This window comes from Mesorhizobium sp. SARCC-RB16n, assembly GCF_008520305.1.
GTDB lineage: Bacteria > Pseudomonadota > Alphaproteobacteria > Rhizobiales > Rhizobiaceae > Mesorhizobium.
Genome location: NZ_ML703270.1, coordinates 64704 through 80678 on the forward strand (window position 1 = coordinate 64704; position 15975 = coordinate 80678).

Consider the following 15975-nt stretch of genomic DNA (forward strand, 5'->3'; position numbering starts at 1 on the left):
GGAGGTGTGGCGCCCTAGTGTTGCATGCGGATGACGGCCGCCATCTCCCCTGGTTGGCGGCTGCTGGCTGGCTAGTTCCCCGCGCTGGCCATGCGCCGCCCCTTGATCGCCTTTTCCAGCCAGCCGATCTCCATTTCCGGAACGGACGACAGCAACAGGTCGGTATAGGCGTCGAAGGGCGGTGTGAGCACCTTGCTCTTGGAGCCGTAGCGCACCACCTCGCCGCGATACATCACCGCGATCGAATCGGCGATCGACTTCACCGTGGCCAGATCGTGGGTGATGAAGAGGTAGGCGACCTTTTCATGCTGCTGCAGGTTGAGCAGCAGCTTGAGGATGCCGTTGGCCACCAACGGGTCGAGAGCCGATGTCACCTCGTCGCAGATGATCAGCTTCGGCTTGGCCGCGAGCGAGCGGGCGATGCAGACGCGCTGCTTCTGGCCGCCCGAAAGCTCGGCCGGATAGCGGTCGACGAAGCCCTTGCCCATCTCGATCTCGTCGAGCAGCTCGGCCACACGCCGGTCGCGTTCCCTGCCGCGGATGCCGAAATAGAATTCGAGCGGCCGGCCGATGATGGTGCCGACGGTCTGGCGCGGGTTCATCGCCACGTCGGCCATCTGGTAGATCATCTGCAACTGGCGCAAATCCTCCTTCGGCCGGTCGGCAAGCCGGTTGGCCAGCGGGCGCCCATCGAAGGTCACCGTGCCCTGTTCGGGCGGCAACAGGCCGGTGATGGCGCGCGCCAGCGTCGATTTGCCGGAACCGGACTCGCCAACCACAGCCAGTGTCTGGCCGGGATAGATGTCGACGGAGACATTCTTGAGCACTTTGACATGGCCGCCGCCATAGGCCGCGGTGACGTTCTTGACCGACAGGAACGGCGTCGCGCCCGGGTTCTGTTCGGCATGCTCGATTTCGTGCACCGAGACCAGCGCGTTGGTGTATTCCTGGCGCGGCTCCTTGATGATCTGGCGGGTGCCTCCCCATTCGACCAGGCGGCCGTGGCGCAGCACCATGATCTCGTCCGAGACCTGGGCAACGACGGCAAGGTCGTGGGTGATGTAGAGCGCCGCCACATGGGTGTCGCGGATGGCGTCCTTGATCGCCGACAGCACGTCGATCTGCGTGGTCACGTCGAGCGCGGTGGTCGGTTCGTCGAAGACGATCAGGTCGGGCTCCGAGCACAGCGCCATCGCCGTCATCACACGCTGCAGCTGGCCGCCCGACACCTGGTGCGGAAAGCGTTCGCCGATGGTTTCCGGATTGGGTAGGCTCAGCTTCTTGAACAGCGCGACAGCCCGCTTCTCGGCCTCCGCCCGTGTCGCGGTGCCATGCAGCAGCGTGGCTTCCACCACCTGGTCCATCAGCCGGTGCGCCGGATTGAAGGCAGCTGCCGCCGATTGCGCGACATAGCAGACCTCGCGGCCGCGCAGCTTGCGGAACCCTTCCTTGCCGCCCTTCAAGATATCGCGGCCGTTGAGGATGACTTCGCCACCGGTGATGCGCACGCCGCCACGGCCATAGCCCATGGACGACAGGCCGATGGTCGACTTGCCGGCGCCGGATTCGCCGATCAGGCCGAGCACCTTGCCCTTCTCCAGTGTCAGCGACACGTCGTGGACCAGTGTGATGGTCTTCGGCGCCTCTCCAGGGGGATAGACTGTCGCCTCGATGCGCAAATTGCGGATGTCGAGCAGAGGGGTGGACTTTGCCTTGCCGTCAGTCATCAGCCGCGTCCTCCCTTCAAGCTTGTCGTGCGGTTCAGCACCCAGTCGGCAACAAGATTGACCGAGATCGCCAGGGCCGCGATCGCGGCCGCGGGAATGAGCGCGGCGCCTATGCCGAACACGATACCGTCCTTGTTCTCCTTGACCATGCCGCCCCAGTCGGCGTCCGGCGGCTGCACGCCAAGGCCAAGAAAGGACAGCGTCGACAGGAACAGCACCGCATAAATGAAGCGCAGGCCGAGTTCGGAGATCAGTGGCGACAGCGCGTTGGGCAGGATTTCACGGAAGATGATCCAGGCGCTGCCCTCGCCGCGCAGCTTGGCGGCTTCGACATAGTCCATGACGTTGATGTCGACGGCGACCGCGCGCGACAAACGGTAGACGCGCGTCGAATCGAGAATGCCCATCACCAGGATCAGCGTCACCAGGTTGGTTGGCAGCACCGAGAGCACCACCAGGCCCATGATCAGGGTCGGGATCGACATCAGGAGGTCGACGAGGCGCGACAGGATCGTGTCGAACCAGCCGCCGAACACCGCGGCCGAAAAGCCAAGTATGGCACCGAGCGAGAACGACAGGGCGGTGGCCAGCACCGCGATGAACAAGGTGATGCGGGCGCCATAGATCATCCGCGACAGCAGATCGCGGCCGAGATTGTCGGTGCCCAGCCAATGCGCCGCCGAGATCGGCTCCCAGACATCGCCGACAATCTCGGCGTTGTCATGTGGTGAGATCCAGGGCGCGAAGAGCGCCGCCAGCACGAACAGTGCTGTCAGGACTATGCCGATCAACGCGGGAATGGGGATGCGTTTGATGTCGAGCATGCCCGTCCCCCTATTTCGGATGTCGGAGACGCGGATTGGCGACAATCGCCGCTATGTCCGCGATGATGTTGAGACTGATGTAGACGGCGGCGAAGATCAGGCCGACGGCCTGCACCACCGGCACGTCACGCTTGGTCACGTGATCGACGAGATATTGTCCCATGCCGGGATAGACGAAAATCACCTCGACCACGACGACGCCGACGATCAGGTAGGCGAGATTGAGCATGACGACGTTGATTATCGGCGCGATGGCATTGGGGAAGGCGTGCTTGCGGATGACGTTGAACGCTGACAGGCCTTTCAGTTCCGCCGTCTCGACATAAGCCGACTGCATGACATTGAGGATCGCCGCGCGGGTCATGCGCATCATATGCGCCAACACCACCAGCGTCAGCGCCGTCGCCGGCAGCGCGATCGCCTGCATCCGCTCGCCGAACGGCATGCCCTCATAGACGGTCGAGATGCCGGGAAAGATCTGCCATTTCACGGCGAAGAAATAGACCAGCACATAGCCGATGAAGAATTCCGGGAAAGAGGTCGAGGCGAGCGCCAGGCCGGAGATCAGCTTGTCGACCCAGCCATTGCGGTAGCGCACGGCGATCAGGCCGAGCGTGATCGCCAGCGGAATTGCCACGATCGCCGCCCAGAAGGCGAGGAACAGTGTGTTCCACAAGCGCGACTTGATCGAGGTCGCGATATCCTGTCCGCTCGACATCGCCGTGCCGAGGTCCCCGGTCAGAACGCCACCGAGCCAATGGAAATACCTGATATAGGCCGGGTCGTTCAGCCCAAGCTGCTCGCGCAGATTGGCCAGCGATTCCGGTGTCGCCGATTGTCCCAGAATGGCTTGCGCGACGTCGCCGGGCAAGATCTGCGTGCCGGCGAAGATCAGGACCGATATGGCCAACAGAAGGAGGATGCCCAGCGCAATGCGCTGGGCAATTAGTTTCAGGATGGGTGAAGACATCTCCGCAATGCCGGACTCAGGCCTGCAGCCAGCACTTCGCCAGGGCGTAGCCGTTCATGAGCTCCTGATGCGGATCGTCCACCCAGCCATCGACCTTGGCGCCGGTCGCGTCGATGAACTGGTTGAACATCGGCAGGATCAGGCCGCCTTCGTCGCGCACCATGACCGCCATGTCGTGGTACATCTGCTTGCGCTTGGCCTCGTCGAGTTCGGCGCGCGCCGCCAGCACCATCTTGTCGAAATCCGGGCGCTTGAAACGCGTGTCGTTCCAGTCGGCGGTCGACAGATAGGCGGTCGAGTACATCTGGTCCTGCGTCGAGCGGCCGCCCCAATAGGAGGCGCAGAAGGGCTGCTTGTTCCAGACCTCGTTCCAGTAACCGTCGCCAGGCTCGCGCTTGAGCTCGATCTTGATGCCGGCCTTGGCCGCGCTCTGCTGGAAGAGCTGAGACGCATCGACAGCGCCCGGGAAGGCGACATCCGAGGTCCTGAGCAGCACGGTGCCGTCATGACCTGATTTCTTGTAGTGGAATTTGGCCTTGTCGGGATCGTACTTGCGCTGCTCGATCTCGGTGAACAGCGGATAGGACGCATTGATCGGGAAGTCGTTGCCGAGCGAACCGTAGCCGCGCAGCACCTTGTTCAGCATCTCCTCGCGGTCGATCGCCAGCTTCAGCGCCATCCTGAGGTCGTTGTTGTCGAACGGCGCCGTGTTGCAATGCATGATGAACACGTAGTGGCCGGGGCCGGCATGGTTACGGATGGTCACGCCCGGAACGCGCTTGATCAGGTCGACGATCTTCGGCTCGACGCGGTTGATCATGTTGACCTGGCCGCCCTGCAGCGCCGCCGTGCGCGCCGTGGCGTCGTTGATGACGATGACCTCGATCTGGTCGGCATGGCCCATCTTGTCGCCCTGCCAGTAATTGGCGAAGCGCTCGCCACCATGGCGCACGCCGGGCTCGTTGGTCTTGACCACATATGGCCCTGCCGAGATGCCGGCATCGGGCTTGTCCTTGCCGCCATTGGGCTGGACGATCAGGTGATAGTCGCTGAGCAGGTAGGGAAGGTCGGCATTGGCCTCCTTCAGCGTCAGCACCACTTCCTTGCCGCTGGCCTTGATCGTATCGATGCCCTTCATGTAGCCGAGCGCGCCGGATTTCGACTTCTCGTCCGAATGGCGTTCGAGCGTGGCGGCCACGTCCTCGGCGGTCACGGTCTTGCCGTTGTGGAATTCGACGCCGTCGCGGATCTTCAGCGTCCAGGTCTTGGCGTCCTTGGACGAGCCGATATCTTCGGCGATGCGGTTCTCGAGCTTGCCTTCCGGCGACAGCTCGACGATCATTTCGCCCCAGCACTTGCCTAAGGCGAACGGCACCTGCGTCATCATCAGCGCCGGATCGAGGCTGTTGGTGGATTCACCGCCGACCAGGCCGGCCTTCAGCGTGCCGCCCTTGACCGGCCCCGCCGCCCGCGCCGCGCTCGAAAGCAATGCGTTGGCGAATGGGGCGGCGATGCCGAGCGCTGCCGCCCGGCCGAGAAAATCACGACGGCTCAGTTTGCCCGACGCAACGCGTCGGCTAAGGAATTCCAGTTCGTTTGACATTTGAGTTCCTCACTCTGTTGGTTCGACTCTGCGGTCGATTTTCTTGCTTCTTGTTAAGGGGAATAATGACCGCAAGGGAAAGCGGTAAGCAAGACCGAATGCGACATGCCGTGGCGTAAATCGCACGTCGCAATTGGACCAACGATTTCAGCGCTCAAACCAGCGCGCGCGGGACCTTTTCGTCGAAATCGCGCTCGAAGACGAGGTTTTCGCCTTCGTAGGCCTCGATTCTGGCGCTGACGATGAAGTTTTGCGCGTCCGATCGCATCTGCGCCCATGTTTCGGTACGGACCGACCATCCATTTCGCGACAGGGTCTGCGTCCAGTGGGTTTTCCCCGAGGCTGACAAAGGATCGTCAGGATGGATGGTCCAGGTTTCGCGGGCGATGCTGCCGTTGACCAGACCGTGGTCGAGATCGCGCACTTCGCCGAAGTCGTCCGTTATCGACAGCGTGACAATCCCGGTCTTTTCGTCGCGGTCGACATGGCGTTCGGAATTGGCGGGCCGAACCGTCTCGGTCGCCCAGGGCATAGCGCCTTCCGGTTCGCCGAAAACGGCTTCGTCGCCTGTTGCCAGCGGGCGCAGCGGCACCGATAGCGTGGCCGCCGACAAGGTCAGTCGTACCGGCTCCGGCGAGGGCCAGATGGCAGGCCAGTAGGTGGTCGAAACAGCGACGCGCAGACGGTGGCCGGCCGGCACGCGGTAGGCGCATTGATCGAGCACGACACGCGCCGAAACTGTCTCCCCGGGGACCAGCGCCTCGGGGAATTCATGCGAGTTGCGGTGCGTCAGATTGAGCACGCCATAGGAGATCAGTTCCGAGGCGCCGTCGGGATGCACGTCGCAAAGCCGGACCGCGATGTTGGCCTGGGGCCGGTCGGAGGCAAGCTGGATCTCAAGCTCCGGTGCACCGACGATCTCGATCGGCTTGGTGAGCACAGGTTGGTCGAAACACGCCGACAGCACATCATCAAGGCGCTGGTCGCCCGGCAATTCCGGCCCGAAAGTGAACGGAAAGTATTCGCCGCCGGCAAGCCCGCAGGTCTGCGGCGAAGCGACGGTTGAAGGCCCCGCATCAGCGGAAATGAGTTCGATCGCTTCAATCGCTATGTTGGACGACGGCCACTCCTGCTCGGCTATCCAGCGGCCAGGCCGCTCCGGGTGCCAGCGGGCGGGGCGCACGCTGTCCATCACATAGGCGCGGTAGGCGGGATCGGCCTCGACCCCGGTCTCGGCGCCCTTCAGCCAGTGGTCCCACCAGCGCAGCGCTTCCTGCAGGAAGCCGATGGCGGGCTTGGGGCCGGCATAGTGCGGGTATTTGTGGATCCACGGTCCGACGATGCCCTTGACGGGTGCCTCGATGTTGGTGACGAGGTGCGAGATCGTGTTGCGGTAGCCGTCGTGCCAGCCGCCGATCGACAACACCGCGGCTTTGATGGCGGAGAAATCCTCGCAGATCGAACCGCGCTTCCAATAGGCGTCGCGATGCTGGTGGCCGAGCCACAGCGGCGCCATGAAGGCCAGGTTCTCCAGCCGGGTCATCCAGAGGTCGCGCCACCTGTTGTCGCCGGCAATCAGCGGATCCGGCGGCCGCGACGAATAGGACAGCATGGTCGAGGCCCAGCCGAAATTCTCGTTCAAAAGGCAGCCGCCCTTGTAGTGGATGTCGTCGGCATAGCGGTCGACGGTCGAGCACAGGCTGATCACCGCCTTGAGAGCCGGCTGCTGCTTGGCCGCCACCTGCAGGCAATTGAAGCCGCCCCAGGAAATACCCATCATGCCGACATTGCCGTTGCACCAGGGCTGCGCCGCCGCCCAGGCGATGACATCGCAGGCGTCCTGCAGTTCCTGCTCGGAATATTCGTCGTCCATCAGCCCTTCGGAATCGCCATTGCCGCGCATGTCGACGCGGATCGAGGCGTAGCCGTGGCCGGCGAAATAGGGATGCGTCAGCTGATCGCGAAAAATGGTGCCGTCGCGCTTGCGGTAGGGCAGGTGCTCGAGGATGGCAGGCACCGGATCGTCGCCCGCATCGTCCGGCATCCACACCCGCGCCGACAGGCGGCAGCCATCGGGCATCACGATGCCCATATCGGGAAATTCGACGACCTTGCGGGGAAATTCGGTGATGGTTTTCATGCCAGGCATAACGCCCCGCGGTACGAGAACTTTCAATCGCCATTCGCGACTGGAGCAGCGAAAAATGCGACCTGTGCCGCTACCGCAATTCGTCGAGCAGTTCGGGATGTTTCTCCAGCAGTGTCATCAATTGAATGGTCGGGCCACTCGGTTCGATCAGGCCCCTTTCGTACTTGTCGAAGGCATTCTCTCCGACCTTGAACAGGGATCCCGCCTCGCGCTGCGACAGCTTGAGCTTCGTGCGCATGCGGCGGATGGTTGATGGGGCTGGCACGCCGTCGATCTTCTCCTTGAGGGCGCGCAAGGCGACATCGACAGCGGCCATGTCGTCGCCGACATGCACACCCTCGTCTCCGGACGCCGGGTAATAACCGGGAAGGTCGACGACCATGCTTTCGCCCTTGTACGTCACGGCAAACGGACGCGTCCCGCGCTTCAGCGTTTCCCCGGTTTCGGGGGAAGTCATCTTTTCACTATTTTCTCTTGCCACGGTCATTTCTCCTTGAACGCCATGACCGTGAATTCAGTCACGACATCCGCTTGGAATTTCACATAGAGAAGCATGTTGCGCGCTGGCACGTGATAGACATCCTGCCACAGTCGATGATCCGCGAAAGTCGTCATCGACTTCACAAACATTTTCCGCGTCATGCTGTCGATCACCTCGATCATGCCGGCGCGATCGAAGCCCAGCCCAACAGCATCCCGCAGTGCAGACGTTGTGATCGCCAGCGTGTCGACAGACCCAAACGTCGTCTTGATTGCATCAAGATCGTAAGTGGGTCTGCGTTTCTCCATAATTCAATATGCCCCCATAAAGGGGGTAATTCAAGCGACGATTATTGAGACGGAAGCTCAGTTAAGCGGAATGTCGTTCTCAGCCTTGCTCGCCTGGTAGTCACCCGACAACTCATCGTAGCGCGCGGAGATTTCTGCAATGCGCCTTTCCAGCCGGCCACGTTCGGCTTCCGGCAGTGCCCGCACCAGCCGACGGATCGAAAAACTTTTCCAATAGGCATTTTCGGCATTGTAGCCGCCGGGGTCGAGAGTGAAGACCTCCTTCAGGATTTTGAGGTCATGCGGGATGGCAAAACTGTCGCGCGAATCCTCGTGGCTGAACAGGTAGTAAAAATTGTCGAAGCCGGTCCAGGTGATCGCCGACAGGCAGAGCGAACAGGGCTCGTGCGTGGCAATGAAGATCGCGTCTTTCGTGTCGACACGTTCGGCCTTGGGCATCTCGTAAAAACGCTTCAGGCAATGCACTTCGCCATGCCAGAGCGGGTTTTCCATCTCGTTGTTGGTCTCGGCCAGTACCAGCGAATGGTCGTCCTTGCGCAGGATCGCCGCGCCGAACAGCTTGTTGCCGTGGGCTACGCCTTCTGCCGTCTTCGGCACGATGTCGTGCTCGATGACGTCGAGCAGGCGGTCGATCAGCGAAATGTCGGTCATCACAAGCTCTCGTCGGGGAGGTGGATTTCGTAGGGGTGCGAGAAATGAAATTCCTCGAGATTGGAGCCGTCGCCGCCGCGGTCGACGATCAAAAAGTCCTGCGCCTCGCCGAGCGGCGTGAGCACGCCATGCCAGAGATTGCGGGAATAGTTGATGCCTTGTCCCGGCGCGGTGATGAAGGCATGCGGCTCGCCCGGGCCCTCCTTGCCGTCATGGCAGACGACGACCAGGAACGGACGCGGCGACAGCGGGATGAAGGCCTGGCTGCCCAAGGGGTGGCGCTCGACCATGGTCAGCTTAAGCGGCAGTTCGTAAGGGGTGCCGCGCACCATCGAGATCAACACGCGGGCATTCGGCCCGGCGGCCTCGGCGGTTGCCAGATCGTGATAGCGCTCGGCCCTGCCGCCATTGATCGGGTAGTGGTTGTCGCCGCCCATGTCGATGACGTCGCCGAACTCGGCAAAGTCCTCGCGGGTCAGCGGCCGCGCGACGACGCGGGTCACCGCGCGCGACCGCCGATATCAGCCCCGCCGAGCTTGGCGTGCCGGTTGACGTCCTTGTAAAGCAGATAACGGAATTTGCCGGGGCCGCCGGCATAGCAGGCCTGCGGGCAGAAGGCGCGCAGCCACATATAATCGCCGGCCTCGACTTCGACCCAGTCCTGGTTGAGCCGATAGACAGCCTTGCCTTCGAGCACATAAAGCCCGTGTTCCATGACATGTGTCTCGGCGAAAGGAATGACCGCGCCGGGCTCCAGCGTGACGATGGTCATATGCATGTCGTGGCGCAGATCGGCGGGGTCGACGAACCGCGTCGTTGCCCATCGGCCCTCCGTGCCCGGCATCGGCGTCGGCGCGATCTCCTGTTCGTTGGTGAAGAAGGCCTCGGGAATCTCGAGGCCATCGACCGCCTCATAAGCCTTGCGTATCCAGTGGAAGCGGACCGCCGCCTTGCTTTCGTTGCGGACTGTCCAGCCGCTGGCCGGCGGCAGGAAAGCGAAGCCGCCGGGGCTCAAGCTATGCTTCTTGCCGTCGAGCAGAACCGTCAGTTCGCCCTCGACCACGAACAGGGCGCCTTCGGCGCCGGCATCGGGCTCCGGCCGGTCGCTGCCGCCGCCGGGCGCGACCTCGACGATATATTGCGAAAACGTCTCGGCGAAGCCGGACAGCGGTCGCGACAGGATCCAGACACGGGTCTTGTCCCAGAACGGCAAGGCGCTGGTGACGATGTCCTGCATCACACCCTTGGGAATGACGGCATAGGCCTCGGTGAAGACGGCGCGGCCGGTCAGAAGTTCGCTCTGGCCGGAATGGCCGCCCTGTGGGGCATAATAGGTTCGCTCGGGCATCCTGATCGTATCCATGGGGTCAACCTATTGTGGAAGCATGTCCTTGAGGCGCAGCAGCGCAATGCGCTCGACCTGTTTGCAGGCGGTTTCGAATTCGACGCCGCGGCCGTTGCCGATACGGGCCTCGAATTCGGCGAGGATTTCCTCCTTTGTCTTGCCCTTCACCGCGATGATGAAGGGAAAGCCGAAGGTGGTGACGTAGGCGGCGTTGAGCTTGGAGAACAGTTCGCGTTCCTTGTCGGTCAGCGCGTCGAGGCCGGCGGAAGCCTGTTCCCTGGTCGATTCCGCCGTCAGCCGCCTGGCCTTGGCGAGTTTGCCGGCAAGGTCGGGATGGGCGTTGAGCACGCCGAGCCGCTCGGTCTCGCTGGCGGAACGGAAGATGCGGCAGAGCGCATTGTGCAGGCCGCCCGCCGTGTCGTGCGCCGGGCCGAGCTCCAGCTCGTAGGCTCGCTCGGCGATCCAGGGCGAATGTTCGAACACGCCGCCGAAGGTGTGGACGAACGTCTCGAATTCCATCTTCGATGGGCGAAGAGCGGCCGGCTTGTAAGGATGATTCTCGTGCCAGTGCCTGGCAATGTCGATGCGCCGCGCCAGCCAGACCTTGTCGTGCGATTTGACATAATCGACGAAGCGTTTCAGCGCCGCCACCCGGCCCGGCCGCCCGACGAGGCGGCAATGCAGGCCGATGTTCATCATGCGTGGCCGGCCTGCCTTGCCCTCGGCATAGAGCGTGTCGAAACTATCCCTGAGATAGGCGAAGAACTGATCGCCCGAGTTGAAGCCTTGCGGTGTGGCAAAGCGCATGTCGTTGGCGTCGAGCGTGTAGGGGATGATGAGCTGCGTGCCGTCCTCATGTTCGAACCAGTAGGGCAGTTCGTCGTCATAGGTGTCCGAGACGTAGTCGAAGCCGCCTTCCTCGGCCACCAGCCGCACCGTGTTGACCGATGTGCGGCCCGTATACCATCCCGTCGGGCGCTGGCCGGTCACCTCGTAGTGCAGCTTGATCGCCGCTTCCAGGTCGGCGCGCTCGTCCTCGGCGCTGTGGTCGCGGTAGTCGATCCATCTCAACCCGTGCGAGGCGATTTCCCAGCCGGCTTCCTGCATGGCCGTGACCTGGTCGGGTGAGCGCGCGAGCGCTGTGGCGACGCCATAGCAGGTCACGGGCACTTGCTCTTCGCTGAACAGGCGCAGCAGCCGCCAGAAGCCGGCCCGCGCCCCGTATTCGTAGATCGATTCCATGTTCCAGTGGCGCTGGCCCACCCACGGCGCCGCACCGACGATTTCAGACAGGAAGGCTTCCGAAGCCTTGTCGCCGTGGAGCACGCAGTTCTCGCCACCCTCTTCGTAGTTGACGACGAACTGCACGGCGACATGCGCGCCGCCAGGCCATTTCGGATCTGGCGGATTGGCCCCGTAGCCTCGCATGTCCCTGGTGTAACGCATCGTCCCTCCGCGCCCGGCATCACCGGAAGTATGATCAGGATATCGAAAGGGTGCTTCTCGCATTCCCCTCAAAATTTTTGAAAGTGTTTTTGTCGCACTCCGCTCGACCGGGACTTATGCATCGCCTTTAATTGGCGCACAATTCATCAGTAATGTTCAAACGCTTGGCTGTACCGGCCAATTCGTCCGAACTGGAAATGGGAGGCGGCCAATGGCAGAAACGTCGAAAGCCGATGGCGGGCGTCTGACGACCCATGTCCTGGATACGGCGACCGGCAGGCCGGCGGCAGGATTGTCGATCGCGCTCTACCGTCTCGACGGTGCTGCTCGCACGCCTCTGAAGACGGTCGTCACCAATGCGGACGGCCGCTGCGACGCACCGCTACTGGCAGGCGCCGACTTCCGCACCGGCGAATACGAACTGGTGTTCGCGGCCGGCGACTATCTGCGCGGCCAGGGCACGAAGCTGCCCGCGCCTGCCTTCCTCGACAGCGTGCCGATCCGCTTCGGCATGGCGGAGCCGGTGCACTATCATGTACCATTGCTGATCTCGCCCTACGGCTATTCCACCTACAGGGGGAGCTGAGGCATGGCCAAGGTCAACATCCGCAACGAAATCCGCTTCATTCTGAATGGCAGGGATGTCGCGCTGTCGTCCGTGACGCCCGACGCGACCTTGCTCGACTGGCTGCGGCTCGACCGTTCGCTGCGCGGCACCAAGGAAGGCTGCGCCGAAGGCGATTGCGGCGCCTGCACCGTGCTCATCGGCAGGCTGTCGGCCACCGGACTGGTTTATGAAAGCGTCAATGCCTGCATCCGCTTCGTCGGCTCGCTCGACGGCACCCATGTCGTGACGGTCGAGCATCTGCGCGGCGAAGCTGGTCAGTTGCATCCTGTGCAGCAGGCGATGGTCGATTTCCATGGCTCGCAATGCGGATTCTGCACGCCGGGTTTCATCATGTCGCTCTACGGCTTGTGGATGAAGTCGCCGGACCCGTCGGACGCGGCCATCGAAAAAGCCTTGCAAGGCAATCTCTGCCGTTGCACCGGTTACGAGGCGATCATGCGCGCCGCGCACGCCATCTCGAGCTATGGCAAGGCGGCGAAGGATCCGCTGTCGGCGGAGCGCCGGGACATCACGGCACGGTTGCAGGCATTGCGCGATGACGCCAGGATTGAGATCGGCTCCGGCAGAACGCGGCTGGTCGTTCCGGCCGACGTTGACGATTTCGCTTCTGTCTTGGAGAAGGAACCCACCGCTACCGTCGTCGCCGGTTCGACCGACGTTGGCCTGTGGGTGACCAAGCATATGCGCGACATCTCGCCGGCGATCTTCATCGGCAATCTGCCGGGGCTTTGCACAATCACGGAAGAAAATGGCGTCATATCGATTGGCGCCGGCGTCACCTACACCGAAGCCTTTTCGACACTGTCGAAACGCATCCCGGCATTGGGGCCATTGTTCGACCGCATCGGCGGCGAACAGGTGCGCAACATGGGCACGATCGGCGGCAACGTCGCCAACGGCTCGCCGATCGGCGACACGCCGCCACCGTTGATCGCGCTCGGCGCACGGCTGACTTTGCGCAAAGGCGAAAAGCGGCGCACGATCCCGCTGCAGGATTTCTTCATCGCCTATGGCAAGCAGGACCGCCAGCCAGGCGAGTTCGTCGAGGCCGTGCATGTGCCCGTGCCGGCAAAGGATGTGAAATTCGCCGTCTACAAGGTCACCAAGCGCCGTGACGAGGACATCACGGCGACCCTGGGTGCCTTTTGTCTGGCTCTGGCCAAGGACGGCACGGTAGCCGATATCCGCATCGCCTATGGCGGCATGGCGGCAACGCCGAAGCGGGCGTCGGCTGTCGAGAAGGCGCTGATCGGCAAGGCCTGGAACGAAGGGACGGTAGAGGCGGCGATGGCTTGGTATGCCAGCGATTTCACCCCGTTGACCGACATGCGCGCAAGCGCAGAATACCGAGCTTTGGCAGCGAAAAACCTTTTGTTGCGGTTCTACGTGGAAACCACCGGCACCAAGGCGCCGTTCCAAGTATCACGCAGCGAGGCGGCCTGATGAACGAGCACGCACCATCAAACCTCAAGGCTGAGAAGATCGTCGGTGGCGTCGCTACCGAGCAGCGGCACGATTCCGCCCATAAGCATGTCAGCGGCGGCGCCGTCTATATCGACGACATGCCGGAACCGGCAGGCACGCTGCATGTCGGCCTTGGTCTGTCTAGGGTAGCGCATGGCGTCCTGAAAAGCGTCGATCTCTCGGCGGTGCGCGCGGCCCCTGGCGTCGTCGACGTGCTGACCTATGCCGACGTGCCGGGTGAGAACGATGTCTCGCCCAGCAACATGCATGACGATCCGGTGCTAGCGGAAGGCAAGGTGCAGTTCTTCGGCCAGCCGATCTTCGCGGTGATTGCCGAGACACGCGAGGCAGCCCGGCGCGCCGCGCGCCTGGCTGGGATCGAGTATGACGAACTTCCCGCCGTGATCGACATCTGGGACCTTGATCCGTCGAAGGACAAACAGGTGACCACGCCGCTGATCCTGAAGCGCGGCGATGCGGCTGCCGCAATCCAGGCAGCGCCCCGCCGCACCAAGAACCGTATGTGGCTTGGCGGCCAGGACCATTTCTACCTGGAAGGCCAAGTGTCGCTCGCCATCCCCGGCGAAGACGACGAGGTCACCGTCTACTGTTCGACCCAGGGCCCGAGCGAGACGCAGCATTTGGTCGCCCACACGCTTGGCGTGCCGAGTAACGCGGTGACGGTGGAAGTGCGCCGCATGGGCGGCGGCTTCGGCGGCAAGGAAACACAGGCCAACCAGTGCGCCGCGATCGCCGCCATCGCCGCCAAGAAGTTGAAGCGTGCGGTCAAGATCCGGCTCGACCGCGACGAGGACATGACCGCAACCGGCAAGCGACACGATTTCGCCATCGATTACGAGGTCGGCTTCGACGACGAGGGCAACATCCTCGGCGTCGACTTCACCTATGCCTTGCGCTGCGGCTTTTCCGCCGACCTGTCCGGGCCGGTCGGCGACCGGGCGCTGTTCCACTGCGACAACGCCTATTTCTATCCTGCGGTGCACGCCAAATCGGCGCCGCTCTACACCAACACCGTCTCCAACACCGCCTTTCGCGGCTTCGGCGGCCCGCAAGGCATGATCGGCGCCGAACGGGTCATCGACGAGGTCGCCTTCGCGGTAGGCAAGGATCCGCTCGAAATCCGCAAGCTGAATTTCTACGATCCGATGGAAGCGATCAGCCACCGCAATATCACGCCCTATCACCAGAAGGTCGAGGACTGCATCATCCAGCGCATCGTGGCGGAACTGGAAGAGAGCGCCCGCTATGCGCGCCGCCGTCGCGAGATTTCCGCGTTCAACGCCAACAGCCGCTTCGTCAAGCGCGGTCTGGCGCTGACGCCGGTCAAGTTCGGCATCTCCTTCACCAAGACCGAGTCCAACCAGGCCGGCGCGCTGGTGCATGTCTACAATGACGGGTCCGTGCACATGAACCATGGCGGCACCGAGATGGGCCAGGGCCTGCATCTCAAGGTAGCGCAGGTCGTGGCCGAGGAATTCCAGATCGACCTCGACCGCGTCAAGATCACAGCCACCACCACCGCCAAGGTGCCCAACACCGCGCCGACGGCGGCGTCCTCGGGCGCCGACCTCAACGGCATGGCGGCGCAGAACGCCGCGCGCCAGATACGTCAGCGGCTGACCGACTTCGCCGCCGAGAGGTACCAGATCCCTGTCGACCAGGTGGTGTTCCTGCCCAACCGGGTGCGCGTCGGCAACCAGGAGGTCAGCTTCAACGATCTGGTCAAGCAGGCCTATATTGCGCGCGTGCAGTTGTCCGCTGCCGGCTTCTACAAGACGCCGAAAATCCACTGGGACCGCAGCAAGGGCCAGGGCCACGCCTTTTATTATTATGCCTATGGCGCGGCCTGCGCCGAAGTGTCGATCGACACGCTGACCGGCGAATATGTCGTCGAGCGCGCCGATATCCTGCACGATTGCGGCCGTTCGCTGAACCGGGCCATCGACCTCGGCCAGGTCGAGGGCGGCTTCATCCAGGGCATGGGCTGGCTGACCACCGAGGAATTGTGGTGGGACGATAAGGGCCGGCTGCGCACGCATGCGCCGTCGACCTACAAGATTCCGCTGGCGTCGGATCGGCCGAAGATTTTCAACGTGGCGCTGACCGACTGGTCGCAGGCTTATGAGCCGACCATCCATCGCTCCAAGGCGGTCGGCGAGCCGCCGCTGCCGCATGGCATGGCGGTGCTGCACGCCCTGTCGGATGCCGTGGCAAGCGTCGCCGACCACAAGATCTGCCCGCGTCTCGACGCGCCGGCGACACCCGAACGCGTGCTGATGGCGATCGAGCGGCTGAAGAGAGAGATCAAGGCTGGCGCCTGAGAGCCGGCAAACGTGCAATCTCAGCCGAAAAAGCCTA

At 62.9% G+C, this 15975-nt stretch carries 14 protein-coding genes; 3 read left to right on the forward strand and 11 right to left on the reverse strand.

What is annotated here, in order from left to right:
- Positions 1–71 precede the first annotated feature (71 nt).
- The 11 genes from C7I87_RS18650 to puuE all read right to left on the reverse strand — a co-directional run bounded on the left by C7I87_RS18650 (position 72) and on the right by puuE (position 11504).
- Entirely contained in the window at positions 72–1727 is a 1656-nt protein-coding gene (locus tag C7I87_RS18650) for an ABC transporter ATP-binding protein (protein WP_149905581.1), read from the reverse strand.
- On the reverse strand, positions 1727–2551 hold the full coding sequence (locus C7I87_RS18655) for an ABC transporter permease (protein WP_149905582.1): 825 nt from the start codon (positions 2549–2551) through the stop codon (positions 1727–1729). The genes C7I87_RS18650 and C7I87_RS18655 overlap by 1 nt, the downstream gene beginning before the upstream one ends.
- Positions 2552–2561: 10 nt before the next feature.
- Entirely contained in the window at positions 2562–3521 is a 960-nt protein-coding gene (locus C7I87_RS18660; protein WP_149905583.1) for an ABC transporter permease, read from the reverse strand.
- Positions 3522–3537: 16 nt separating this feature from the next.
- Positions 3538–5124, reverse strand: coding sequence for an ABC transporter substrate-binding protein (locus tag C7I87_RS18665; RefSeq protein ID WP_149905584.1), 1587 nt, complete (start codon positions 5122–5124; stop codon positions 3538–3540).
- Between the two features lie 154 nt (positions 5125–5278).
- Positions 5279–7264, reverse strand: a complete 1986-nt coding sequence (locus tag C7I87_RS18670; protein ID WP_149905585.1) for a CocE/NonD family hydrolase — start codon at positions 7262–7264, stop codon at positions 5279–5281.
- 79 nt (positions 7265–7343) lie between these two features.
- Positions 7344–7730: a type II toxin-antitoxin system MqsA family antitoxin gene (locus tag C7I87_RS18675; RefSeq protein WP_149905769.1), complete on the reverse strand. Its 387-nt coding sequence runs from the start codon at positions 7728–7730 to the stop codon at positions 7344–7346.
- 26 nt (positions 7731–7756) lie between these two features.
- The gene (locus C7I87_RS18680; RefSeq protein WP_149905586.1) at positions 7757–8062 is read right to left on the reverse strand and encodes a type II toxin-antitoxin system MqsR family toxin; all 306 of its coding nucleotides are present in this window, start codon (positions 8060–8062) and stop codon (positions 7757–7759) included.
- Between the two features lie 57 nt (positions 8063–8119).
- A complete protein-coding gene (locus C7I87_RS18685; protein WP_149905587.1) occupies positions 8120–8713 on the reverse strand; it encodes a nucleoside deaminase in 594 nt (197 codons plus the stop codon).
- Positions 8713–9216: an ureidoglycolate lyase gene (locus tag C7I87_RS18690; RefSeq protein ID WP_149905588.1), complete on the reverse strand. Its 504-nt coding sequence runs from the start codon at positions 9214–9216 to the stop codon at positions 8713–8715. Before C7I87_RS18690 ends, C7I87_RS18685 begins: the two co-directional genes overlap by 1 nt.
- Positions 9213–10076, reverse strand: coding sequence for a bifunctional allantoicase/(S)-ureidoglycine aminohydrolase (locus C7I87_RS18695; protein ID WP_149905589.1), 864 nt, complete (start codon positions 10074–10076; stop codon positions 9213–9215). The genes C7I87_RS18690 and C7I87_RS18695 overlap by 4 nt, the downstream gene beginning before the upstream one ends.
- Positions 10077–10085: 9 nt before the next feature.
- On the reverse strand, positions 10086–11504 hold the full coding sequence (puuE, locus tag C7I87_RS18700; protein WP_149905590.1) for an allantoinase PuuE: 1419 nt from the start codon (positions 11502–11504) through the stop codon (positions 10086–10088).
- Positions 11505–11715: 211 nt separating this feature from the next.
- Here puuE and uraH point away from each other — a divergent pair, with 211 nt between their 5' ends.
- Genes uraH through xdhB form a run of 3 tightly spaced genes read left to right on the forward strand, consistent with a single transcriptional unit; the run spans position 11716 to position 15938 of the window.
- Positions 11716–12090: a hydroxyisourate hydrolase gene (gene uraH / locus C7I87_RS18705; RefSeq protein WP_149905591.1), complete on the forward strand. Its 375-nt coding sequence runs from the start codon at positions 11716–11718 to the stop codon at positions 12088–12090.
- A 3-nt stretch (positions 12091–12093) separates the two neighbouring features.
- Complete coding sequence (gene xdhA, locus C7I87_RS18710; RefSeq protein ID WP_149905592.1) at positions 12094–13575, forward strand: xanthine dehydrogenase small subunit; 1482 nt, start codon at positions 12094–12096, stop codon at positions 13573–13575.
- A complete protein-coding gene (gene xdhB / locus C7I87_RS18715) occupies positions 13575–15938 on the forward strand; it encodes a xanthine dehydrogenase molybdopterin binding subunit (RefSeq protein ID WP_149905593.1) in 2364 nt (787 codons plus the stop codon). Before xdhA ends, xdhB begins: the two co-directional genes overlap by 1 nt.
- The last annotated feature ends 37 nt before the right edge of the window (positions 15939–15975 follow it).